Source organism: Streptomyces hokutonensis (assembly GCF_000376565.1).
Taxonomy (GTDB): domain Bacteria; phylum Actinomycetota; class Actinomycetes; order Streptomycetales; family Streptomycetaceae; genus Streptomyces; species Streptomyces hokutonensis.
Genome location: NZ_BARG01000100.1, coordinates 1 through 20,457, shown reverse-complemented (window position 1 = coordinate 20,457; position 20,457 = coordinate 1). Strand labels below are relative to the sequence as shown.

Annotated in this window: 26 protein-coding genes and 2 riboswitches; of the genes, 13 read left to right on the top strand and 13 right to left on the bottom strand. The window is 70.6% G+C overall.

What is annotated here, in order from left to right; genetic code table 11:
- Nucleotides 1-63 precede the first annotated feature (63 nt).
- Nucleotides 64-270 carry a three-helix bundle dimerization domain-containing protein gene (locus tag SSP08S_RS48865; RefSeq protein ID WP_019074973.1) on the bottom strand — a complete coding sequence of 69 codons (207 nt, stop codon included), beginning with the start codon at nt 268-270 and terminating at the stop codon, nt 64-66.
- A 161-nt stretch (nt 271-431) separates the two neighbouring features.
- Between SSP08S_RS48865 and SSP08S_RS48860 the strand changes: the two genes are divergently transcribed.
- On the top strand, nt 432-1,889 hold the full coding sequence (locus SSP08S_RS48860; protein ID WP_174479462.1) for an MFS transporter: 1,458 nt from the start codon (nt 432-434) through the stop codon (nt 1,887-1,889).
- 25 nt (nt 1,890-1,914) lie between these two features.
- Nucleotides 1,915-2,109: a hypothetical protein gene (locus SSP08S_RS48855; RefSeq protein ID WP_019074971.1), complete on the top strand. Its 195-nt coding sequence runs from the start codon at nt 1,915-1,917 to the stop codon at nt 2,107-2,109.
- Here the strand turns inward: SSP08S_RS48855 and SSP08S_RS48850 are convergent.
- Nucleotides 2,064-2,900 (bottom strand): phosphatase PAP2 family protein, encoded by an 837-nt coding sequence (locus SSP08S_RS48850; RefSeq protein ID WP_019074970.1) that lies wholly within the window; start codon nt 2,898-2,900, stop codon nt 2,064-2,066. The genes SSP08S_RS48855 and SSP08S_RS48850 overlap by 46 nt on opposite strands.
- Nucleotides 2,897-3,781, bottom strand: a complete 885-nt coding sequence (gene lgt, locus SSP08S_RS48845) for a prolipoprotein diacylglyceryl transferase (RefSeq protein WP_019074969.1) — start codon at nt 3,779-3,781, stop codon at nt 2,897-2,899. Before lgt ends, SSP08S_RS48850 begins: the two co-directional genes overlap by 4 nt.
- Before the next feature lie 158 nt (nt 3,782-3,939).
- Here lgt and SSP08S_RS48840 point away from each other — a divergent pair, with 158 nt between their 5' ends.
- Complete coding sequence (locus SSP08S_RS48840) at nt 3,940-4,470, top strand: MarR family winged helix-turn-helix transcriptional regulator (RefSeq protein ID WP_019074968.1); 531 nt, start codon at nt 3,940-3,942, stop codon at nt 4,468-4,470.
- A 177-nt stretch (nt 4,471-4,647) separates the two neighbouring features.
- On the opposite strand, the gene SSP08S_RS57570 is transcribed toward SSP08S_RS48840, so the two are convergent.
- Both SSP08S_RS57570 and SSP08S_RS62240 read right to left on the bottom strand, forming a co-directional pair.
- Nucleotides 4,648-5,376, bottom strand: coding sequence for a penicillin-binding transpeptidase domain-containing protein (locus SSP08S_RS57570; RefSeq protein WP_019074967.1), 729 nt, complete (start codon nt 5,374-5,376; stop codon nt 4,648-4,650).
- Complete coding sequence (locus SSP08S_RS62240; RefSeq protein WP_158697327.1) at nt 5,373-5,591, bottom strand: hypothetical protein; 219 nt, start codon at nt 5,589-5,591, stop codon at nt 5,373-5,375. The genes SSP08S_RS57570 and SSP08S_RS62240 overlap by 4 nt, the downstream gene beginning before the upstream one ends.
- Nucleotides 5,592-6,068: 477 nt before the next feature.
- Between SSP08S_RS62240 and SSP08S_RS48830 the strand changes: the two genes are divergently transcribed.
- The 5 genes from SSP08S_RS48830 to SSP08S_RS48810 all read left to right on the top strand — a co-directional run bounded on the left by SSP08S_RS48830 (nt 6,069) and on the right by SSP08S_RS48810 (nt 8,911).
- Nucleotides 6,069-6,896, top strand: a complete 828-nt coding sequence (locus SSP08S_RS48830) for a phosphatase PAP2 family protein (RefSeq protein WP_019074966.1) — start codon at nt 6,069-6,071, stop codon at nt 6,894-6,896.
- Between the two features lie 548 nt (nt 6,897-7,444).
- Nucleotides 7,445-7,930, top strand: coding sequence for a fluoride efflux transporter CrcB (gene crcB / locus SSP08S_RS48825; protein ID WP_019074965.1), 486 nt, complete (start codon nt 7,445-7,447; stop codon nt 7,928-7,930).
- Entirely contained in the window at nt 7,927-8,274 is a 348-nt protein-coding gene (locus SSP08S_RS48820) for a DUF190 domain-containing protein (protein ID WP_019074964.1), read from the top strand. The genes crcB (SSP08S_RS48825) and SSP08S_RS48820 overlap by 4 nt, the downstream gene beginning before the upstream one ends.
- Entirely contained in the window at nt 8,271-8,645 is a 375-nt protein-coding gene (gene crcB / locus SSP08S_RS48815; RefSeq protein ID WP_019074963.1) for a fluoride efflux transporter CrcB, read from the top strand. Before SSP08S_RS48820 ends, crcB (SSP08S_RS48815) begins: the two co-directional genes overlap by 4 nt.
- Entirely contained in the window at nt 8,642-8,911 is a 270-nt protein-coding gene (locus SSP08S_RS48810; protein ID WP_158697326.1) for a hypothetical protein, read from the top strand. Before crcB (SSP08S_RS48815) ends, SSP08S_RS48810 begins: the two co-directional genes overlap by 4 nt.
- Before the next feature lie 294 nt (nt 8,912-9,205).
- A riboswitch (Fluoride riboswitch) is annotated at nt 9,206-9,283 on the bottom strand.
- 82 nt (nt 9,284-9,365) lie between these two features.
- Here SSP08S_RS48810 and eno read toward each other — a convergent pair.
- Genes eno through SSP08S_RS48795 form a run of 3 tightly spaced genes read right to left on the bottom strand, consistent with a single transcriptional unit; the run spans nt 9,366 to nt 11,953 of the window.
- Nucleotides 9,366-10,640 (bottom strand): phosphopyruvate hydratase, encoded by a 1,275-nt coding sequence (gene eno / locus SSP08S_RS48805; RefSeq protein ID WP_019074961.1) that lies wholly within the window; start codon nt 10,638-10,640, stop codon nt 9,366-9,368.
- A 60-nt stretch (nt 10,641-10,700) separates the two neighbouring features.
- Nucleotides 10,701-11,456 (bottom strand): 2,3-bisphosphoglycerate-dependent phosphoglycerate mutase, encoded by a 756-nt coding sequence (locus tag SSP08S_RS48800; protein ID WP_019074960.1) that lies wholly within the window; start codon nt 11,454-11,456, stop codon nt 10,701-10,703.
- Entirely contained in the window at nt 11,453-11,953 is a 501-nt protein-coding gene (locus tag SSP08S_RS48795; RefSeq protein ID WP_019074959.1) for an inorganic diphosphatase, read from the bottom strand. Before SSP08S_RS48795 ends, SSP08S_RS48800 begins: the two co-directional genes overlap by 4 nt.
- A gap of 128 nt (nt 11,954-12,081) precedes the next feature.
- Here SSP08S_RS48795 and SSP08S_RS48790 point away from each other — a divergent pair, with 128 nt between their 5' ends.
- Nucleotides 12,082-12,429: a DUF190 domain-containing protein gene (locus tag SSP08S_RS48790; protein WP_019074958.1), complete on the top strand. Its 348-nt coding sequence runs from the start codon at nt 12,082-12,084 to the stop codon at nt 12,427-12,429.
- 11 nt (nt 12,430-12,440) lie between these two features.
- Here the strand turns inward: SSP08S_RS48790 and SSP08S_RS48785 are convergent, their stop codons facing one another.
- Together SSP08S_RS48785 and SSP08S_RS48780 are read right to left on the bottom strand one after the other, a co-directional pair.
- Nucleotides 12,441-12,938 carry a hypothetical protein gene (locus SSP08S_RS48785; protein WP_026179472.1) on the bottom strand — a complete coding sequence of 166 codons (498 nt, stop codon included), beginning with the start codon at nt 12,936-12,938 and terminating at the stop codon, nt 12,441-12,443.
- Between the two features lie 179 nt (nt 12,939-13,117).
- A complete protein-coding gene (locus tag SSP08S_RS48780) occupies nt 13,118-13,540 on the bottom strand; it encodes a universal stress protein (RefSeq protein ID WP_019074956.1) in 423 nt (140 codons plus the stop codon).
- Nucleotides 13,541-13,653: 113 nt separating this feature from the next.
- A riboswitch (Fluoride riboswitch) is annotated at nt 13,654-13,737 on the top strand.
- Between the two features lie 36 nt (nt 13,738-13,773).
- On the opposite strand from SSP08S_RS48780, the gene SSP08S_RS48775 reads away from it, so the two are divergent.
- Both SSP08S_RS48775 and SSP08S_RS60305 read left to right on the top strand, forming a co-directional pair.
- The gene (locus SSP08S_RS48775; protein ID WP_019074955.1) at nt 13,774-14,985 is read left to right on the top strand and encodes a cation:proton antiporter; all 1,212 of its coding nucleotides are present in this window, start codon (nt 13,774-13,776) and stop codon (nt 14,983-14,985) included.
- Nucleotides 14,982-15,188, top strand: a complete 207-nt coding sequence (locus SSP08S_RS60305) for a DUF2180 family protein (protein ID WP_078532806.1) — start codon at nt 14,982-14,984, stop codon at nt 15,186-15,188. The genes SSP08S_RS48775 and SSP08S_RS60305 overlap by 4 nt, the downstream gene beginning before the upstream one ends.
- Nucleotides 15,189-15,289: 101 nt before the next feature.
- Here SSP08S_RS60305 and SSP08S_RS48770 read toward each other — a convergent pair whose 3' ends face one another.
- Together SSP08S_RS48770 and SSP08S_RS48765 are read right to left on the bottom strand one after the other, a co-directional pair.
- Nucleotides 15,290-16,348, bottom strand: a complete 1,059-nt coding sequence (locus tag SSP08S_RS48770; RefSeq protein ID WP_019074954.1) for a PucR family transcriptional regulator — start codon at nt 16,346-16,348, stop codon at nt 15,290-15,292.
- A 325-nt stretch (nt 16,349-16,673) separates the two neighbouring features.
- On the bottom strand, nt 16,674-17,588 hold the full coding sequence (locus SSP08S_RS48765) for an alpha/beta fold hydrolase (protein WP_026179471.1): 915 nt from the start codon (nt 17,586-17,588) through the stop codon (nt 16,674-16,676).
- A gap of 283 nt (nt 17,589-17,871) precedes the next feature.
- Here SSP08S_RS48765 and SSP08S_RS48760 point away from each other — a divergent pair, with 283 nt between their 5' ends.
- Nucleotides 17,872-18,333, top strand: a complete 462-nt coding sequence (locus SSP08S_RS48760; RefSeq protein ID WP_019074952.1) for a CBS domain-containing protein — start codon at nt 17,872-17,874, stop codon at nt 18,331-18,333.
- A 9-nt stretch (nt 18,334-18,342) separates the two neighbouring features.
- Here the strand turns inward: SSP08S_RS48760 and SSP08S_RS48755 are convergent, their stop codons facing one another.
- Nucleotides 18,343-18,756 (bottom strand): STAS domain-containing protein, encoded by a 414-nt coding sequence (locus SSP08S_RS48755; protein ID WP_245608114.1) that lies wholly within the window; start codon nt 18,754-18,756, stop codon nt 18,343-18,345.
- Between the two features lie 304 nt (nt 18,757-19,060).
- Between SSP08S_RS48755 and SSP08S_RS48750 the strand changes: the two genes are divergently transcribed.
- Complete coding sequence (locus SSP08S_RS48750; protein ID WP_019074950.1) at nt 19,061-20,350, top strand: cation:proton antiporter; 1,290 nt, start codon at nt 19,061-19,063, stop codon at nt 20,348-20,350.
- Nucleotides 20,351-20,457: the final 107 nt, after the last annotated feature.

Sequence of the window (20,457 nt, the reverse complement as noted above, 5' to 3'; positions counted from 1 at the left end):
CGTGCGCGGGGAAGCCGGTGATCCGCGGCCACGTCACGGCGGGAGCTTCCCCTGGGCTCTTCCTCAGCCGGTGGGCTCGCTGAGGGTGCGGCGGGCCTTGCGTTCCACGAGGACGGGTATATGGGTTCGAATCGGGAGGGCACTGAGGGATTCGCGGGCTTCGGCGACCGCGGCCTCGATCTCGTCGGGTGTGTGGCGATCGCTGTAGGAGGTCTTGAGCTGGTCGGTGACGCGCAGGATGGCGGCGTCCTCGTCGAGGTCAATCGGCACGGCTCCCCCTGATGTCAGGGTGTTGCGTCTGGGTGGGGAGGCCCGCGGCGGCGCCATGGACATTCCTCGCGCCGTCATCTGGGCGGTGCGGGTGGCGCTGCCGCGGAACCCGAGATGGAACGATAGCAAAACATTTCGGTGACCGATATATCCTGAGGGGTATGGCCACCCGCATGAGTCCCCGCCCGTCCAGGAGACGCTGGTCCGCCGTGCTCACCGTGGAGCGGGCTCGTCCGGAAGGGATACGGTCGCGGCCGAACGCCTGGTGGCTGGCGGTGGGCACGGTGTGCTTCGGGGCGTTCATGGGCCAGTTGGACGCGAGCATCGTGACCCTGACCTACGGCAGCCTGCGCACCGAGTTCCATACCTCGCTGGCGGCCGTGGAGTGGGTGTCGCTGGCCTATCTGATCACTCTGGTGGCGCTCCTGATTCCGGCCGGGCGGCTGGCCGACGCGCACGGCCGCAAGCTGCTGTACCTGTACGGGTTCGCGGTGTTCACGCTGGCGTCCGCCGCCTGCGGGCTGGCGCCGTCGCTGGGAGTCCTGGTGGGCTTCCGGGTCGTGCAGGCGGCCGGAGCGGCGCTGATGCAGGCCAACAGCGTGGCGCTGGTGACCACCAGCGCGCCGCCGGAGCGGATGCGCACGGCGCTGGGGGTGCAGGCCGCCGCGCAGGCGCTGGGCCTGGCGCTGGGGCCGACGGTGGGCGGGGTGCTGGTGTCGACGCTGGGCTGGCGCTGGGTGTTCGGGGTGAACGTGCCGGTCGGGCTGGTCGCGCTGGTGGCCGGGCACTATCTGGTGCCGCGTACCCGGGGCCGTACCCGCGTGGTGGGCTTCGACTGGCGGGGGTTGTCCCTGCTGGCGGTGGCGACCACCAGCGTGCTTCTGGGTGTGTCGGCGGCCTCCGGGCTGCCGGTGCCCAGCTGGGGTGTGGCCGTGCTGTTCGCATTGGCCGCGGTGGCGGGCTGGGGATTCGTCCGCAGGCAGCGTCGGGCTGCCGCGCCGCTGCTGGACCTGGCTCTGCTGCGGGGGCGGGCGGTGGCGTTCGGGCTGACCGGAGCGCTGAGCGGGTACCTGGTGCTGTTCGGACCGTTGGTGCTGGTGCCGGTCGTTCTCATGGCGCGGGGCACTTCGGCGCTGACCGCCGGAACGGTGCTGACAGCGCTGCCGGCCGGGTTCGCGCTGGCCGCGACCGGAGGTGACCGGCTGCTTCCGCGCTCCCTGGCCGACCGCAGACGCTGCCTGGCCGGAGCCGGTGTCTTCGCCCTCGCCATGGCCGCAGTGTTGGTCGTTCCACTGACGATCGCCTGGCTGGTGCCGGTCCTGGCACTGGCCGGGCTGGGTTTGGGCACCTTCACCCCGGCCAACAACACCATGATCATGAGGGCGATCCCGGCCCGCGCCTCCGGCACCGGAGGTGGCCTGGTCAACATGACGCGTGGTCTGGGCACCGCACTGGGCGTCGCCCTGGTCACTCTTGCCCTCCACCTGGCCGGCGGTGGCGGTGGCCAGGCCGGTGCCCGGTGGGCCTCCGCGATCCTCGTGGCGGCCTCGGCCGTCGCGGTCGCGTCGGCCTGGCTGAGCCCGGGCGGGGAGCCGGAGGGCGTACGGGAGACGCTGTGACGAGGTCCGCGAGGGGATCGCGAGAGTGATCCGGAACACCGGCGAGTGGGTGTGGGACGCCTGGGTGACCAGTCTGGACGTCCTGGTCGCCGCGCTCGCGGTGACGGGCGCGGTGGTGTTGCAGGCGCGCTGGCTGGCCGCCATCGCCGGGGTCTGGGCGGTACTGGCGGTGCGTCAGGGCTTGCTGGCCGTGAGGGCGTTCCGCCGTAGAGCTGGGTAGGCCGGGCGGCCGGTGAGGAGCCGCTGGACGAGGAAGCCGACCGCGAGGGTGGCTGCGCCCGCTGCCGCGTCGGTGACGAAGTGGTTGGCGGTGGCCAGGATGACGGTGAAGGTCGCCAGCGGGTAGCAGAGGCCCAGCACCCGCACCCAGGTGCGGCGGGCGAGGAAGGCCAGGGTGAGGCCGGACCAGGCGGACCAGATGATGTGCACCGAGGGCATCGCGGCGTACTGGTTGGAGAGGGAGGCAACGTCCCCCGACGCCCACGATCCCCAGGTGTGGTGGACGACCACCGTGTCGACGAACCCGCGTCCGGCCAGGAACCGGGGCGGGGCCGTGGCCAGGAACGTGAAGCCGGCCAGTGCCAGCAGGGTGGCGGTATAGAGGGCGGTGCGCACCGCGCGGTAGCGGCCCGGGTGGCGGACATACAGCCACACCAGGACGCCGATGGTGACGATGAAGTGCAGGGTGGCGTAGTAGTAGTTCATCCCCACGATCAGCCAGCCGACCCGGTCGGCGGCGTGGTTGACGGTGAGTTCGATGTCCACGTGCAGCACCTGCTCGGCGTGCCAGATGGCGTGTGCGCGGTGCAGGGCGGCGGTGCGGTGGGCGGGTACGGCGTTGCGGGTGAGGGTGTAGGCCCAGTAGAGGAGCCCGCTGCAGGCCAGTTCCATCCATAGCCGGGGCCGGTCCAGGGGGCGCAGGCGGGCGGGCAGCAGCGGGCCGATGAGCCCTCCCGGACGCTGACGCGGGTGCTCGGAGGTGGCCGGCGACGCTTGGGTGGCCTCCGTCACGCCTTCTCCCGCGCCGACGGCTGGGCGGGCACCGGCTCGGCATCCGCAGCGTCCGGGGCCGGGTACGGGGCGTCGTCGTCCGGGCGCGGACGCCGGGAGGCGATCAGGTATGCCAGTGCGCCGGTGAACAGGATGAGGGAGACGTAGTCGTTCAGGCGCAGGCCCAGGAAGTGGTTGGCGTGGTCGATGCGCAGCGCCTCGATCCAGGCCCGGCCGGTGGTGTAGGCCAGGACGTAGCAGGCGAACAGGCGTCCGCGCCGCAGCCGCTGGTGGTGGTGGGCGTCGAGCCACAGCAGCAGGGCCATCACGCCGAGGTCCCACAGCGACTCGTACAGGAAGGTGGGGTGGTACAGGGCGACGGTGGGGGAGTCGGCGGGGCGGTTGGCCGGGTCGATGTACAGCGCCCACGGCAGATGGGTGGGGCCGCCGTACAGCTCCTGGTTGAAGTAGTTGCCCCAGCGGCCGATCGCCTGGGCCAGCACCAGCCCCGGGGCGACGGCGTCGCCGAAGTCGGACAGCGTGACGCCGCGGCGGCGGCAGCCGAGCCATGCGCCGACCGCGCCGAGCGCCACCGCGCCGGGGATGCCCAGGCCGCCGTCCCAGATGAACAGGGCGTGCAGGGGCTGCTTGCCGGAGGCGAAGTACAGCTCCGGATCGGTGATCACGTGGTAGAGACGGCCGCCGAGGATGCCGAACGGTACCGCCCAGATCGCGATGTCCGCGATGTCCTCGCGGCGCCCGCCCCGGGCCTCCCAGCGGCGGCCTGTGAGCCAGACGGCGGTGAAGATGCCGGCCAGGATGCACAGCGCGTACGCGCGGATCGGCAGTGGCCCGAGGTGCCACACTCCCTGCGAGGGACTGGGCAGGTACGCCACGTTCATCAGGTCGACCGTTCTCGCGTGATCTGGGACCCGGCCCGCGGCCGGAGTACCCGCACGACATTACATCGGACACCGAAGTATTCGGAATCGGTGCGGGCGGAGCGTCCGCGCGGCGGACGCCGGGCTGTACCCGGGCGCGGTCCGACTACTCTTGGCGCATGTCTGCGCAGCCCGACTCCGAGGTCTCTCCGCCCCGTTCCGCCGGACAGGCTCCGGACGCACGCCTGCTCACCGAGGCCGTCACCCGGCTGCGCCGCGCACTGCGCGCTTCGATCCGCACCGACTACCCGTGGGAGACCCTCCCCATGGCCCAGGTCGAACTGCTGCAGGTGCTCGGTGAACACTCCCCGGCCCGCGTCAGCGACCTCGCCTCCCGTCAGCGCCTGGCCCCCAGTACTGTCAGCGGGCTGATCGGACAGATGATCACTGCGGGGCTGGTCGCGCGTGACGTCGACAAGGTCGACCGCCGCGCTTCCGTGGTCACCCTCACGGACGCCGGGCGCGAACAGCTTGCCGCCTGGACCGCCGCCCACGAGCGACGCATGGACGCCGCGCTCGCCGCCCTCGACGACGCCGAGCGCCGGGCGATCTCGGGCGCACTGCCTGCTCTCTTCCGGCTCGCCGAGAACCTCGGCGAGCCGGAAGAGAGCACGGCGGACGGTGCCCTTGGGGACGGCACGCTTCCGTAGGCGCGACGCGGAGTCGCTGCGTACGCCCACCGATGGGGCGTGTGGCGGTTTATGCGATATCGCGCTGATCGGTGGGCGCGGCAGGGGCGGGAGCATGCAACCGGTGCGGAGGTGGGTGATCCGAGGGGCGGGTGAGCAGCGGGCTGGCGGCGAAGGCAGAGGCTCGGCCGCATATCACTACCCTGCGGTGAGTAGGTCCCATACGACGTAGCCGGCGGAGTCGACGCCCGAACTGCCGCCCTCCACGAGAGAGGCGACGGCGAGGTCGCCGTTGTAGGCGGTGAGCCAGCCGTTGGTGCCGTCGCCCTCTTCCGCGGTGCCGGTCTTCGCGCCCACCCCGGAAAGGGTGCTCAGACGGGCGCTCGCGGTACCGCTCGTGGCCACCGCGCGCATCATGCGCTGGAGGTAGCCGGCGGTGGTGGGCGACATCGGTTGGGGCGCCGGGGTCTGCGGCTGGTCGGCCAGGATGACCGGCTGGTGGAAGGCACCGTCGCGGACCGTGGCCGCCACCGAGGCCATCACCAGCGGGCTGGCCGTGACCTGGCCCTGGCCGATGAACTGGGCCGCCTTGTCCCTGCCCGACGGGGCTGCGGGGACGGACGGGTCGGTGGTCTGCACGCCCCGGCCGATCGACCAGCTGCCGAACCCGAACACGTCGTGGGCCTCGTCGTGCAGGTCGGCGGCGTCGTCACCGCCGTGGACGAGATGGTCGAAACCTTCCTTGATGAAGGCGGTGTTGCAAGACTCGGTGAACGCCTGCAGGAGCGTGGCATTCGGGTTGGCCGGCACGTCCGCCTCGTTGTGGAACACCTCGCCGGAGGCCGCCTGTGTCGTGTTGCAGGGGGCCGTGCTGTCGGGCGTCAGGCCCGCCCGGTCGAACAGCGCCGCCGACGTGATGATCTTCATGGTCCCGTGGCCCAGTCCTTCAGGAAGCCACGCGCGAACGTCCCGGCCTCCACTGCGGGCGGCGGTGTGCGCGACTCCACCGCGGGAGTCACGGTTTTCCGCCTGCCGCCCGATGGCCGGGTCTGGCCGTGCGCGATGTCGTAGGCGCTGTACCCTCCCAGGCCCAGCGCGACCGCGCAGGCCCCGATGACGCCGCTCGTCGCTGCCCTGTTCACTGCCAGCCCCCGGTGGTCGCAACAGCTCGGTCCTCTGCCGGGGCAGGACCCTACGACGCAGCGACGGCACCCACACGACGGGGGCAGGACATGAGCTTCCCGCTCCCGCAGCACGGTGCGAGCGGCTGTTCCGTCCGGTGCGTCATCCTCGACCCTCTCGGCCAGGGTCGGTGTGCCGGGCCCGAGTCGCGGGACGTGGCCCATGCCGAGGGCGACGACCCTCCCGCGCCGGATCTGTGAGCCTGCCGTGTGCAGACGGTGGTGCACGGGGGAGCGGAGAGCGAAACGAAGGGCGAACGAAGGCGAACGGGCGGTGTACCAGCGCCCGTTCTCTTCGGTTGCCGATATATTCGGCAATCAACATGTTCTGACAGCTACGTGTTCGGTGCCCATGTCCCTGCTGGTGAAGCGGCGACGGTGCGCCCCACGCCATGGCCGCCGCCCCGCTGCCTTCGGGGAATCAGGAGACACGCCCGCATGACGATCAACACCACCGCACTCCGTGCCGCGGCTTACCGCGGGCGCCTTCGCTGGTGGTCGGAACTGCCGCTCATAGCCGTCGTCTACACCCTTTATTCCGGGGCGCGTCTGCTGGTCAGGGGAGCAGTGAGCGACGCCGTGAGCCACGGCGCCGACATCCTGCACGACGAGCAACTGGTACACCTGGACCCCGAACGCTGGTTCAACAGGCTTTTTGCGAACCATGCCTTCCTGGGCGTGCCCGCCGACTTCGCGTACGCCTCGCTGCACTACGTCGTCACTCCCGCCACCCTGGTCTGGCTGTGGCGCCGCCACCCCGTGCACTACCGCAGGGCCCGTACCTGGCTGACGATCTCCACCTTGATCGGCCTGGTCGGCTTCACTGTGCTGCCCACCGCCCCGCCGAGACTGCTGACAGGCGGTCACGGCTTCATCGACACCATGGCGCTGTACAGCTCCTTCGGCTGGTGGGGCAGCGATGCGAGCGCACCGCGCGGCATGGGCCATCTCACCAACCAGTACGCGGCCATGCCCAGTCTGCACGTCGGCTGGTCGCTGTGGTGCGGAATCCTGCTCTTCCGCTACGGGCGGCACTGGCCAGTACGCACACTCGGCGTGATCTACCCGGTTGCGACCACCCTGATCGTGCTGGGCACGGCCAACCACTACCTGATGGACGCGGCCGTCGGCATCCTGGTGATGGGCCTCGGCTTCGCCCTGGCCGGGCCCGCACTGAGGGCCGTCGACGTGCTGTCCGTCCGCCTCGGGCGCGCCGGAAAGGCGGAGCTGGCATCCCCCGCCTCGACAGCCGGGGCTGTTCGTTGACACGTACGGCGTTGTTCCGCTCGCACCATCGGTGACGCGTTGCACGAACATCCGCACCCTGCGCAGTCAGAGATGGAACTCCTAACAGCGGGGCCCATCGACATCGTGCCCGGTGAGGCACTGGCGGAGAATACGAGATTCGAACTCGTGAGGGGTTGCCCCCAACACGCTTTCCAAGTCTTCGTCCGGGGGGTCGGTGGGGGACGGGGTGTTCTGACCTGGGGTGGAGCGGGTGCTGGTGGGGGTTTCGTACGGTGCTGGACGCGGGCGTATGAGACCGGAGCTGAGACCAGGGCGGCGGACGTCATCCCTGCTCAGCGGGTTGTCTTGGCTACGTATCGAGATACCGCGACAGGTCCGGAACGTGGACGCCAACGCGCCGCAGCAGGCACCCGCGTTAGTCTGGCTTCCGGCCGTGGTCTGTGATCGCGGCGCGGCGGTGGGGCTCGCCGTACCCGAACCGCGGCACCGGCGCCGCCAACAGTCCCTACTTGCGATGGTGTGTGCCCGCGTGTGCGCGGGCCCCGGCGAGTAGGAGACGTACGTTCATGACAGCCCCGAAGCCCCAGGCGGTGGACGAGCCCACGGATCCCGATGTCGATCTGAGCGTGCCCGCGCAGCGGCAGCAGTCGTGGCGGGCGCAGGGACCGGTTGTGGCGGTGGTGGCGCTCGGCGGATCCATCGGGGCTTCGGCCCGGTACGGGGCCTCGCTCCTGTGGCCGGCCTCCGTTGGGGCGTTCCCGTGGACCACTCTGTGGATCAACGCCGTCGGCTGTGCGGTGATCGGTGTCTTCATGGTGGTGATCACGGATGTGTGGGCGGCGCACCGGCTGGTGCGGCCGTTCTTCGGCACCGGTGTGCTGGGCGGCTTTACGACCTTCTCGACGTACGCCGTCGACATCCAGAAGCTCGTGGACGGTGGCCATGCCCGGACGGGGCTGGCGTATCTCGCGGTGACGTTGCTGGCGGCGCTCGCCGCCGTTTGGCTCGCGGTGACGGCGACGCGCCGTGTTCTGGCATGGAGGCAGGGATGACGAGGCTGACGGGCAGGGCTCTGCGGTTGACGGTGTTCATCGGGGAGAACGACACCTGGCATCACAAGCCGCTGTACTCGGAGATCGTGCACCGCGCGCACCGGGCCGGGCTGGCGGGTGCCTCTGTCTTCCGGGGCATCGAGGGCTTCGGTGCGTCGTCGCTGATCCACACCTCGCGGCTGCTGTCGCTGAGCGAGGACCTGCCGGTGGCGATCGTGATCGTGGACACCGAGGATCTGGTGCGCGCTTTTCTGCCGCAGCTGGACGAACTCGTCGCCGAGGGACTGGTGATTCTCGACGAATGCGAGGTCATTCGGTACGTCGGCAGGGGGAGCGACGGGTGAACTGGCTGCTGGTCGTCGTCGGCGGTGCGGTAGGTGCCCCGCTGCGGTATCTGACGGACCGGGCCGTGCAGAAGCGGCACGACACGGTCTTTCCGTGGGGCACCTTCACGGTGAACGTCGTGGGCTGCTTCGTGCTGGGCCTGCTGAGCGGTGCGGTGGTGGCCGGTGCCGCCTCCTCCCAGCTGCAGCTTTTGCTGGGCACGGGGCTGTGCGGGGCGCTGACGACGTACTCGACGTTCTCGTACGAGACGCTGCGGCTGGCCGAGGACGGGGCGCGGTTCTTCGCCGCCGCCAACGTGGTCGCGAGCGTGGTCGCCGGGCTGGGCGCGGTGTTCGTCGGCGTTGCGTTCGCCGACGCACTGTGGACGTGACCAGGGCGTCTGGTCAACGGCCGGCCGAGATGGGGCCTTGGAGGTTCGTGGTGTGGTTCGGCACGGTCAGCCTGCTGGCGGACTTCGTCCGGCGGGCGACCGCCTACGGCCTGTTCGCCGGCGTCGTCGGCGCGGCGAGCCTGGCCGGTGGGGCCTTGACGGGCGGTCTGTACGGCTACTCGATCCCCGTGCTGATCACGGTCGTGGTCGCCGTCCAGGTCCTTGCTCTGGTGCTGCTGGCCGTCACGCCGGCTACCCGGCGCTGATCCCCGGAACGCTTTGAGTGGGGGGCGCGCCACCCGTGGGGCGGCGCGCCCCCAACCGTGCCCTTTGCCGGAACCGGGCGCGCGGGTGATCGCCCGGCGGGACCCGCGTCAAAGGGCTGGAGGCTGGAACCGCGGGAGCCCGCCATGGGGCGCGGCCCAGCCCGTCCAAGGAGTGTCGGAGACACATGCGGTGGGAGATCGCGAGGGGCGGGGGCACGTCGACAGCTGAGTACGGGGCGTGAGGTCCTGTACGACGGTTCCACTTGCGTACCTCCGGGAAGGCATGCGTTCCTGACCAGGTCAGGAACCATCAGCCCCGGGCAGGCGGTTCGGACCAGAACGGTCCCGGCGGGATCCATCGCCACAAGCGAGTGAACAACTCCGCGGAGCGGTGGTCAAGATGGCGGGCTTCCTGAACCACCGCTCGATGCCACGGTTTTACCCCAGAGGCCCGTCAGCGGTTCAGCCCGTACGGCAGGGCGGGCTCGGCCGCGGCGATCTCGATGAGCCGGTTGTACTTGGCGACGCGTTCACCGCGGGCCGGTGCGCCGGACTTGAGCTGGCCGCTGCCGGTGCCGACGACGAGGTCGGCGATGAAGGAGTCCTCGGTCTCGCCGGAGCGGTGGGAGACCATCTGCGTGTAGCCGGCCTCGCGGCAGATCCGCATCGCCTCCAGGGTCTCGGTGACCGTGCCGATCTGGTTGACCTTGATCAGGGCGGAGTTGCCGATCTTCTTGCTGATTGCCTCGGTGATGATGGCCGGGTTGGTGACGAAGATGTCGTCGCCCATCAACTGCACGCGGTCGCCGAGGCGTTCGGTCAGGCGGACCCAGCCGTCCCAGTCGTCCTCGGCCAGCCCGTCCTCGATCGACCAGACCGGGAAGCGGTCGGTGATCGCCTCGTAGCGGTCGATGAGCTGGTCACTGCTCAGAGCGTCGCCCGCGACCCGGTAGAGCCCGTCAGCCGCGCTGCGGAACTCGCTGGCGGCCGGGTCCAGGGCGATGGCGATGCCGTCGCGGCCGGGGGTGTATCCGGCGTCGGTGATGGCCTCGACGAGGAGCTGCAGAACGTCCTCGGGGCGGTCGATGGCGGGGGCGAAGCCGCCCTCGTCGCCCAGCCCGGTGGCGTGCCCTTCGGCGGAGAGACGGGCCTTGAGCTTCGCGTAGACCTCGGCCCCGGCGCGGACCGCCTCCGGCAGGCTCGGGGCGCCGAGCGGGGCGAGCATGAACTCCTGGAAGTCCAGGCTGTTCGCGGCGTGGACGCCGCCGTTGACCACGTTGAAGTGCGGCACTGGCAGACGGGGGGTGGTACCGGCGAGCTGGGCGAGGTGCTGCCACAACTCCCGTCCGGCGAGCGCGGCCTCGGCGCGGCAGGCGGCGAGGGAGACCCCGATGATGGCATTGGCGCCGAGCCGGGACTTGGTGTCGGTACCGTCCAGTTCGATCAGCGCGCGGTCGATCTCGACGGCGGTCGTGAAGGTGCGGCCGGTGAGGGCTTGGGCGATCTCGCCGTTGACGTGGCCGACGGCCGTCAGCACGCCCTGCCCGTTGTAGCGGTCCTTGTCACCGTCTCGGAGTTCTACGGCCTCGCGGGTGCCGGTGGACGCGCCGGAGGGGACCCCGGCGCGCACGCGGGTGCCGTCCGCGGTGGTGAGGGTCACGGCGAGGGTGGGGCGGGCGCGGGAGTCGAGGATCTCCACGGCGTGCAGGTGAGCGATGTGCAGGGACATGCTGGGTTCCTTCGTCGTCCGGTCGGAGAGGATGGCGGTTCGCTTTCGTGGTCTGCCGGTTCAAGCCTCGCCTTCGGCGGCGACGGCCGCCGCGGCCACTCGGGCACTCTTGGGGTCCAGATAGCCCCCTCCGCGTACGACGGGTCGCAGCTCGCAGTCGAAGTCGTAGCGCAGCGGTGTCCCGGTCGGGATGTTCAGGTCCTCGACCTCCTGCTCGGTGAGCCGGTCCAGGACCGCGATCAGGACGCGCAGCGCATTGCCGTGGGCGACCACCAGCACGCGACGCCCGCTGTGCAGCTGTCCGGCGAGGATGTCCGCCCAGTAGGGGGCGACCCGGGCGATCATGTCGGCCAGGCTCTCCACGGCCGGCAGCCCGCCGCCGCGCAGGGCGGCGTAGCGGGGATCCGCGCGCAGACAGGCAAGTGCGTCGCCGTCCAGCGGGCCCGGAGTGGCGGTGAGCGAGCGGCGCCACGCCTGGTACTGCGCGGCACCGGCCTCGCGGCGGACCTCGCGTTTGGCGCGGCCGGTGAGTGCCCCGTACTGGCGCTCGTTGAGCCGCCAGGTGCGGTGGACCGGGATCCAGGAGCGGTCCATCTCCTCCAGCAGGATGTCCGCGGTGCGGATCGAGCGCCGCAGCACCGAGGTGTGTACGACATCGGGCACCAGCCCGTCCTCGGCCAGAAGCTGCGCCGCGGCGGCGGCCTGCTTCTCCCCGTGGGCCGTCAGCGGGACGTCGCCCCAGCCGGTGAAGCGGCCCTGAGCGTTGGCGGTGCTCTGTCCGTGCCGCAGCAGGACCAGCGTGCCCGGCACGCTCACGAGGACTTCCCGGCCGAGGCGTCCGCGGCCCGCCTGCGGGACGCCTCGATCTCCGCGTACGCCTGCTCTCGTCCCTCCCAGTGGGAGCCCTCGACGGACTTGCCGGGTTCCAGGTCCTTGTAGACCTCGAAGAAGTGGGTGAACTCCAACTGGTCGAAGTGGGAGACGTCGCCGATGTCCTGCACGCCTGCCCAGCGCGGGTCGTGGGCGGGCACGCACAGCACCTTCTCGTCCGGGCCGTGCTCGTCCTTCATCACGAACATGCCGACGGCCCGGCATTCGATGAGGCAGCCGGGGAACGTCGGTTCCCCTACCAGGATCAGGGCATCCAGCGGGTCCCCGTCACCGCCGAGGGTGTGCTCGATGTAGCCGTAGTCGGCGGGGTACCTGGTCGAGGTGAACAGCAGCCGGTCCAGCCGGATGCGGTGCAGCTCGTGGTCCATCTCGTATTTGTTGCGGGACCCCTGGGGGATCTCCACGATCACGTCGAACTCCACGACGGCCTCCTTGCCTGATCGAGGTCCTGCACTCGGGGGCCGGCCTGGTCAACCCGGCCTGGTGCGGGCTCTGTTCGCCCTGCCTGCGCGGCAGTACGGTCGGAACAGCGCGCACGAGGAGGTGGGCGATGCCTGATACCGACGGCGCCGTCCGTGTGACCATCCACCTCGACGGGGCGGTGCTGTGGCACCACCGGCCCGCCTACGCCGAACTCGTGCACCGGGCCCATCGCGAGGGCCTGGCCGGGGCGAGCGTCTTCCACGGCTTCACCGGCTTCGGCGCCCAGCGCCGGATCTGCCGTGAACGCCCTGCCCATCTGGCCGCGAAGGGCCCGTGCGCGGTCGTGCTCGTTGACGAGGAGGACCGCCTGCGGTGCTTCCTGCTCGGCGTGCAGGACGTGCTGGAGCACACCCAGGCGGTGGCGGTGCTCGACCGGGTCGACATCCACCAGGCCGGGGCACGGGCGGCGGGCTAGATCGCCTGTCCTCATGGCGCGTCCTCCTGCGCCTTGAGGGTGTCGCGCAGCCGCCGCAGATCGTCCGCCGGCCGGCCCAGGCCGTTCAGCTGCAGCCGGGCCGCCTCGGTGCGGGCGTCGGGGTGCACGGTGAAGGCCAGGTTCACCGACTGGTGGACCATCCACTGGTCGTAGTCCAGCAGCCGCCCCGCGTACGCCCGCGCCTGCGCGAGGTCGGGGTCGGTGAGCGGCAGCTTCCGCAGCCGGGCCCGCAGGTGGAGGAAGGCCGAGCTCGCGTCGCAGCAGTCGCGGGCAACCTGCCCGGCGACGGGGCCGGGTTCTCCGCAGGAGGCCACCGCCGCGTCGGCTCGCTGCTGGGCGGTCACAGCCTCCTCCAACACCGCGAGCAGCACCTGCACCTGCACTTGGCGCGGCAGAGGGGGCGGGGCGGGAGGAGGGCGCAGCCGTGTGACGAGGCGGACGGCACGTCGCCGCAAGGCGGTGCCACTGCCGGGCGGCGATGCGGGCATGGTTCCTCCTGGTCAGCACGGCTGGACCAGGGACCGTCAGCGGATGCTTCCGCGGTTGCGGTGAGCCCCATCACCGGCACTCCCACCAGGGGTGTGCCCTTCCAGTGTGCGCCTTCCGCCATTCCAGGCCAGCCCACCACCGCCCGCCATGTGCCGGACGGGGCAGACGTCCGGGACCATCAGCGCACGATCAGCACCGAGCAGGGGGCGTGCCCACTGGTCTTCTCCGCCGTGGAGCCCAGCAAGCGGCCCCAGACCGAGGAGTGCCCGCTGTGCCCGACCACGATCAGATCCGCCCGGTGTTGCTCGGCTGCACGCACCAGCTCCTGCGCCGGGTGCCCGGCCCGGGTCTCGCCTTCGAAGGCGACATCGCGTTCGGCGACGTACGCCTCGGCGGCGGCCAGCCAGCGGTGGCAGGCCCGCTCCTCGACTTCCTGCTCCTCGGTGACCTCCCCGACGGTCGCCCCGTAGTGCGGCAGGTGCGCCTCCACCGCCACGGCGATCAGCTCACCTCCGGACAGACGCGCCAGCTCGACCGCCCGCTCCAGCGCCCGGCGCGCACCGGGCGAGTCGTCGTAGGCCACCACGATCCGGCGGAACATACGACCGAGTCTGCTCCCGGCCGACGCGAGCCGGAAGACGCGTCACCACGCGCCCTGCCACGGAGACAGCCGTCCAGCTGAGCACTTGACCCGGACGCCGGGTGGCGGTTCACTCGGAATGAGGCGATGGATCCCGCCCGAGCCGCTGCCGCAGCGGCTCCAACCACCCTCCCGGGGTTGATGGTTCCTGACCACACACGTCAGGAACTGCTCACACCCTGCGGAGGTACCGCGTGGAGTCCGCCTACTACGTTGCCGCCGTCCTTGCCGTCACCGCCCTCGCCGCGAGCATGCTCTCGGTCAGACTCGGCTTGTCGGTGGCCGTCATCGAGATCTTCCTGGGCGTCACCGTCGGCAACGCCCTCCACCTGACCGCACCCCAGTGGCTGGTCTTCCTCGCCTCCTTCGGCAGCGTCGTGCTGACCTTCCTGGCCGGCGCCGAGGTCGACCCGGACGAGTTCCGGGCCACCTGGAAGGCGAGCCTGCTGATCGGCACCTTCTCCTTCGTCGCCCCGTTCACCGGCGTCCTGCTGCTGTGCCGCTACGGCTTCGACTGGACCTGGAAGGCCGCCGAGATCGGCGGCACCGCCCTGTCCACCACTTCCCTCGCCGTCGTCTACGCGGTCCTGGTGGAGAGCGGCCTGAACGCCACCGCGCTCGGCAAACTCATCATGAGCGCCACCTTCGTCACCGACCTGATCACCGTCCTCGCACTCAGCGTCCTGTTCATCCGGCCCACCGGGTGGCTGCTGCCCTTCGCCGCCGCCTCCATCCTGCTGATCCTGGTGATGCCGCGTCTGGAACGCTGGTTCTTCGCCCAGTACGGCAACCGCGTCATCGAACCCGAGATCAAAGGCGCGTTCGCCGCCCTGCTGGTCCTGATGTGGCTGGCGCAGAAGGCCAACAGCCAGGCCGTTCTGCCCGCCTTCCTCCTCGGCCTGGCCCTCTCCCGCACCTTCGCCCGCCACCGCGCCACCCAACAGCGCTTCCGAGTCGTCGCGTTCGCCCTGCTGACCCCGTTCTTCTTCCTGCGCTCCGGGATGAACGTCTCCCTGCCCCTGGTCATCGCCAACCTCGGCCTGCTCGGCGCACTCCTGGGCGCGAAACTCGTCCTCAAGTCGGCGGCCGTGCACCCACTGGCCCGCCGCCACGCCCACCCGCACGCCGCGTTCACCACGCTGCTGATGAGCACCGGGCTGACCTTCGGCACCATCTCCGCGACCTACGGCTACACGGCCGGAATCGTCACCAAGGCCCAGTTCTCCGTCCTGGTCACCGTGGTCGTCCTCACCGCCGTCCTGCCCACCGCCGTCGCCCAGCGCTACTTCAGCCCCGACCGGCCGACACCGGTCAGCCCCAGCTCCGCAGACCAGCCCCGACCCCGCCTCACCGTCTCCGACCGCACCTCCGTCCCAGCACCCGAGCAGAACGGACCCATGCCATGAATTGCTACGACTGCCACTCCGAAGACCTCACGGTCACCCCAGCGGTCGCCCTCTGCTGCCGATGCGGAGCGGCCCTGTGCACCGATCATGTTCAGACGCGGCCGGAACTCATACACCGAGTCCGCGGCATGGGCCTTGCCACTCTCCCGGATCGCGCACGGCGCATCACCTGCACGGTCTGCTGCAAGGCCGAGACCGGATGACAGTGTGCTCCTGCCGGTCGAGGAGGGGCAGACGACGGCCGACTGCGACCAGCTTCACTGAACCAGCGAGCCCTGACCTCAACTACCACTAAGCGGGCCGCTCACACTTCCTTGGTGGGCCAGTCCAGCAGCCGGGCACCGATGACGGCGGTCTGGAGCATGTAGCGGTGGGCCGGGTCGCCGGGATTGGCGCCGGTGAGCTGGTAGATGCGCTCCAGACGGTACGTCAGGGCGCGCACGCTCAGTGAGAGGCGGCGTGCGGCTTCGGCGGCGACGCAGCCGCACGCGAAGTACGCGGTGAGAGTCTCCAGGAGGGGCTGTACGCCGCCGCGTGCCTTGGTGAGGGGGCCGAGGGTGTCGAGGACGAGGTCGGCCATGGCCTGGCGGTCGCGGGTGAGGACGGGGTAGACGAGCAGGTCGGCGGCGCGCAGGACCGGATCGTCGAGTTCCAGGCGCTCGGCCAGGTCGAGGGTGTTGAGAGCCTCCTCGTATGACTGGACGACCCCGCCCGTGCCGGGCTGGGCGCGGCCGATTGCGACGCGTCCGCCGTCGGTGGCGGCATACGCCTGCTTGGCGAAGTGGGTGAGGACTTCGTCCTGGTCGCCGGGTGCGATACACAGCATCCGGCCGTCCTTGGTGGTGAGCAGGACGCTCCGGTCGCCGAAGCGGGCGATGAGGGAGCGCTCGACCTGTCGTGGTACCGAGGCGCTCTCGTCGTACGCCGTCGGCCCCTGCGCCACGGCGACAGCATGCGTGTGGGAGAGGCGCAGGCCGAAGCGTTCGGCGCGCTGGGCGAGATAGCCCAGGTCACTGCGACCGTAGAGGAGGTCGTCGATGAACTCCCGGCGGGCAGCTTCTTCCTGTCGTACGGCCAGGCGCTGGGCGCGTTCGTAGCCTTCGGCGAAGGCGTCGACGACCTGCTGCATCGCGGCCAGGGCGCTGTCGGCGGAGCCGGGGGTGTCGGGCCAGGCGGCGCGGGTGGCGGCCAGATGGGCATTGACGAGGGTGCGCAGTCCGTATCCGGCGTCGGCGGCCTGTTCGCCGAGGGCACGTCGGGACTCGATCTCGAAGCGGGTGAGGCGGCGGCCGGTGGCGGAGACGTCCGCCAGGAGTTGGGCATAGCCGTCCAGATACTGCTCAGGTATCTCGTACCCCTTCACGTCACCCCTCGGTTTCCTGACGCGCCGATGACGGTTCCTTAGCGGCGACCGGCATCCAGACCCTAGTGAACACTGCCGGGAACCGGCAATGCGCGGGCGCACACCTGACGTGCAGGATGGGTCAAGGCGAGCACGACGGATGGTTCCGTTGCCGGACACCAGCAGGTGTCCGGCAACGGGACAGCGGGCGCGGCCATCCGCCCGTCCGCGCCGTTGCCGCCCTCGGTCTCCTGGTCGACAGCGTCGCGCCGTCGAAGCGGCGATCACCCGAGCCACCGGCCCCGTCACCTGCTAGTCGAACCTGACGCCCAGCACAAAGGCGCCCTCAGTGCTGCTGCGAGGTCCTTGACGGACCGTCCGTGAGGAAAGCGTGGATCTGTTCGGCGATCAGGGGCCAGTCCCGGCCGAACCAGATGAGGTGGCTGTCGGCCCGGCTTTCGAGCAGCTCGGCGGAGAGGGCGCTGGCGAGTGCCTGGGCGTGGGCGAACCGCACCGCGGCGTCCTGGCGGGTGGCGATCACCAGAGCGGGCTGGGAGACCCGGCCCGCATGACCCGCCAAGTCTCCGGTAGCCGCAAGCTCCTTGAGATCGCGCGTGAACCCCCGCCCTGACCGCATCCGCGAGAACAGGGAGATCAGCCTCGCCCGGTCCTCCGGCCGAAGACCCGCCATCACATCCCGTACGGGCAGGAGTGTGAGGTCACGCAGCAGCATCCGCAGGCCGGCGCCGGGCGCATACCGCACGAGGGAGTGAATGAGCGCCCAGGAAACGCGCTCCGTGCGCGGTGCGAAAACGATCCGGGCGCCGAGACGAGTCCGGCGGTCGGGCCAGGGCAGCGGTCCGACGGCGCTCTGCAGGATCAGCCTCAACACCAGGGCCGGGTGGCGTGCCGCCATCGCCACAGCGGTGGGTCCGCCGCCCGATACGCCGACCACGGCGGCGACTTCGGTGATCCCCAGGTGGGCGCAGAGCGAGGCGGTGACGTCGGCGAAAGCGCCGGCCGATCCTCCGGTCGCGACCGGTGTACGGCCGTATCCCGGGCGGGACGGCACGAGCACCGAGCATCCGGCTTCGGCGAACACTTCTTCGCCCAGCGAGAGCCCCGCGCGCATGTGCCCGCCGTAGAAGACCACGACGGTGTCCGGCCCGCGCCGGTCGAAGCGGTACTCGACGCGCCCGGCGGCCAACTCGGCCAGTACAGTGGGGTGTTCATCCAGCCCGTGACTTCGTGTGCCGCTCACGGCGACCCCTCACCCCGCCCAGGAGCGTATGCAGCCGGGCACCAGCAGGCCCTGCGGGATCCGGGCCGGTCACCGCTGTCGAGGCAGTCGTTTTCTGCCCGGGACCGAGTCACCTTCGCATCGTGCCACGGTCCGCGGCCAGCGCACCCCGACCGGCCTTCGCACCGCGTCGTAGGCCGCTGGGAAGGCCAGCTGTATCGTGCGGAGAGCGTCCCGGCAGCGCATCCGCATCATCCGCTTAACGGTGGCCGCCGGGACTTCGAGAGTGAGACGGGAGCCGGGCGTGCGTGCGCGTGACTTGGCGGTGGAGTACGAGACGGTCGGTCTCGACAGCGATGCGATGGACGCCGCGCGGCTGATGGCCGAACACCGGCTGCCGGCGCTGCTGGTGGTGGACGAGCGGGGTGCGCCCAAGGCGATTCTGCCCGCCTCGCAGATGGTCAAGATCCTGGTGCCGGTGTACGTGATCGAGGACCCGACGCTCGCCGCCGTGGTCGACGAACGTCACGCCGACCGGTTGTGCCAGGCGCTGAAGGGCCGCAAGGTGCGCGACTGCCTGTCGAAGACCGTGCCCGCGCCGCCGGTCGCCGCCCCGGACGACACCGCGCTGGAGGTGGCCGCGCAGATGGCACGGGTGCGCAGCCCCCTGGTGGCGGTCGTGGAGAAAGACGGGGCCGGTGGCCGGCTTCTCGGTGTGATCACGGCCTCGCATCTGCTGGAACGGCTGCTGGCCGCCACGCCCTGACCGGCGGTGTCAGGCGTGGTCCGGACCGTCGCCGTCGTAGATGTCGAGGGCGCGGAGCAGGCCCAGCTGGGTGAGGGTGGTGCGTGCCTGGGCACTGGCGTGGGTGACGATCACCTGGGTGCCGTGCGGCCGTGCCGCGAGGAGCGCCATGAAGAAGGCCCCGCCGCCGTCGGCACTGAGGTAGGTCACCCGGTCGAAGTCGACCTCCAGGACACGGGGCGGCGCCCGGAGGAACTCCCGCAGGCTCACGCCGATGTCCTGGGCGTTCTTGGAGGTGATTTCGCCGGAGAGCCGGACGACGACGTGGTCGGCGTCCGGAGACGTACTGCCGGCGCTGCGGCGGAATGGATGCCGTATGCGGCTGACCATTCCCGGCAGCCGGTGGTGCTCGTGGGGCCCGCGGGCGGGAGAGGAGTCTGGCATCCGGGGCTCCAGGGCAGGGGGCGGCCTCTTGCCGACCAGGCTTCCCGGCGCACCTGACCGCCACCCTAGGCAGAGGTTGCCCCGGCCGCCGTGCGGGAGGCTCCTGGCTGGGCTGATCGAGTTCCCCGGCCGGGAAGAGGCGGTGCTCTGCGGTTGCCGGAACCCGGCAGCATTCCCGCCCCGACGGTGCGCACCAACAAACTGTTAAAGAAGCGTCAAGAACCTGTAAGGTTCTCTGCGGTGTGCCGGGAAGCCTGGTCGGCGAGTAGGGGATCACTCTCTCTTCCGATCGGGGGCGTAAGCCATGGTGCTCGTGGTGGTGTTCGGGGCCGCACTGCTGGTGGCGGTGCTGTTGTCGGGCCTGGCGGCGCGGACGGTGCTCTCCACTTCCTTCCTCTTCCTCGTCGGCGGAGCTCTGGTCAGCGACGGGTTCCTCGGGCTGATCCACATCACGCCGGACAGCGAGATCGTGTCCGTGACGGCCGATCTGGCGCTGTTCGCGGTGCTGTTCACCGACGGCATGCACGTCTCGCTGCCCACGCTGCGCGCCCACTGGAAGAACCCCGCGCGTGCCCTGGGCCTGGGCATGCCGCTCGCGTTCGTCTTCATGGCACTGATCACGCACTATCTGGTGGGCCTGGACTGGACGACGTCGTTCCTGGTGGGCGCGGTGCTGGCGCCCACGGACCCGGTGTTCGCCTCGGCGATCGTGGGACGGAGGGAAGTCCCCGCCAAGCTGCGGCAGTTGCTGAACGTGGAAAGCGGCATCAACGACGGGCTCGCCCTGCCGGTCGTACTCGTCCTGGTCGCCGCCGTAGGCCCGACCGTGAAGAGCGCGGAAGCCTCCGGCTCCACCATCGCTCTGGAGCTGTTCCTCGGCCTCGCGTTCGGTATCGTCCTGCCGCTGATCGTCAACGGCCTCGTCCGTTTCAGGCTGCTGGGCGCCGAGCCCAAGCTGCAGCCCTTGTTGCCGCTGGCTACCGGCATCATCCTGTACGCGGCCTGCCACCTCACCCACGCCAACCCCTACCTGGCCGCGTTCTCCGCGGGCGCAGTGCTGGCGCACACATCCCCGGAGGCGAAGGCGTCCTTCGAGCCGCTCGGCGAAGCACTGGCGGAACTCGCCAAGTTCGCGGCGCTGCTGGTCTTCGGTGCGCTGCTGACCCCGCAGTTGTTCGGTGATCTGTCCCTGGGCGGCTACGCGGCGGTGATCCTGGCGATCGTTCTCATTCGCCCGGCGTCGCTGTTGATCTCGCTGGTCGGCACCCGTATCTCCTGCAAGGAGAGGCTGGTGGCGGCCTGGTTCGGCCCGAAGGGCTTCGCGTCGGTGGTCTACGGCCTGCTGGTGCTGCAGTCCGGCATCCCGCAGGCCGAGGAGGCGTTCACGCTGATCGCGGTCTGCATCGCCTTCTCGATCATCGCCCACAGCTCCACGGACGTACCGATCGCCCGCGCCTTCGACGTCGACGACCTCGCCGGTATTGCGGCCCGCGAGGACCCCTGCCCGGACGGTGCGGACAGCCGGGGCACCGCCCCGCAGCCCATCAGTGGCTCAACCGCCGAACCCCTTGCACAACCCCGCGGAGGATCGTGAACGACTGGCACAGCTGGGCGGCGATCGCCGTGTTCGTCGGCGCGTACGCCCTGATCATCAGCGAGAAGATCCACCGCGTCGCCGTGGCCCTGGGCGGCGCGGGCCTG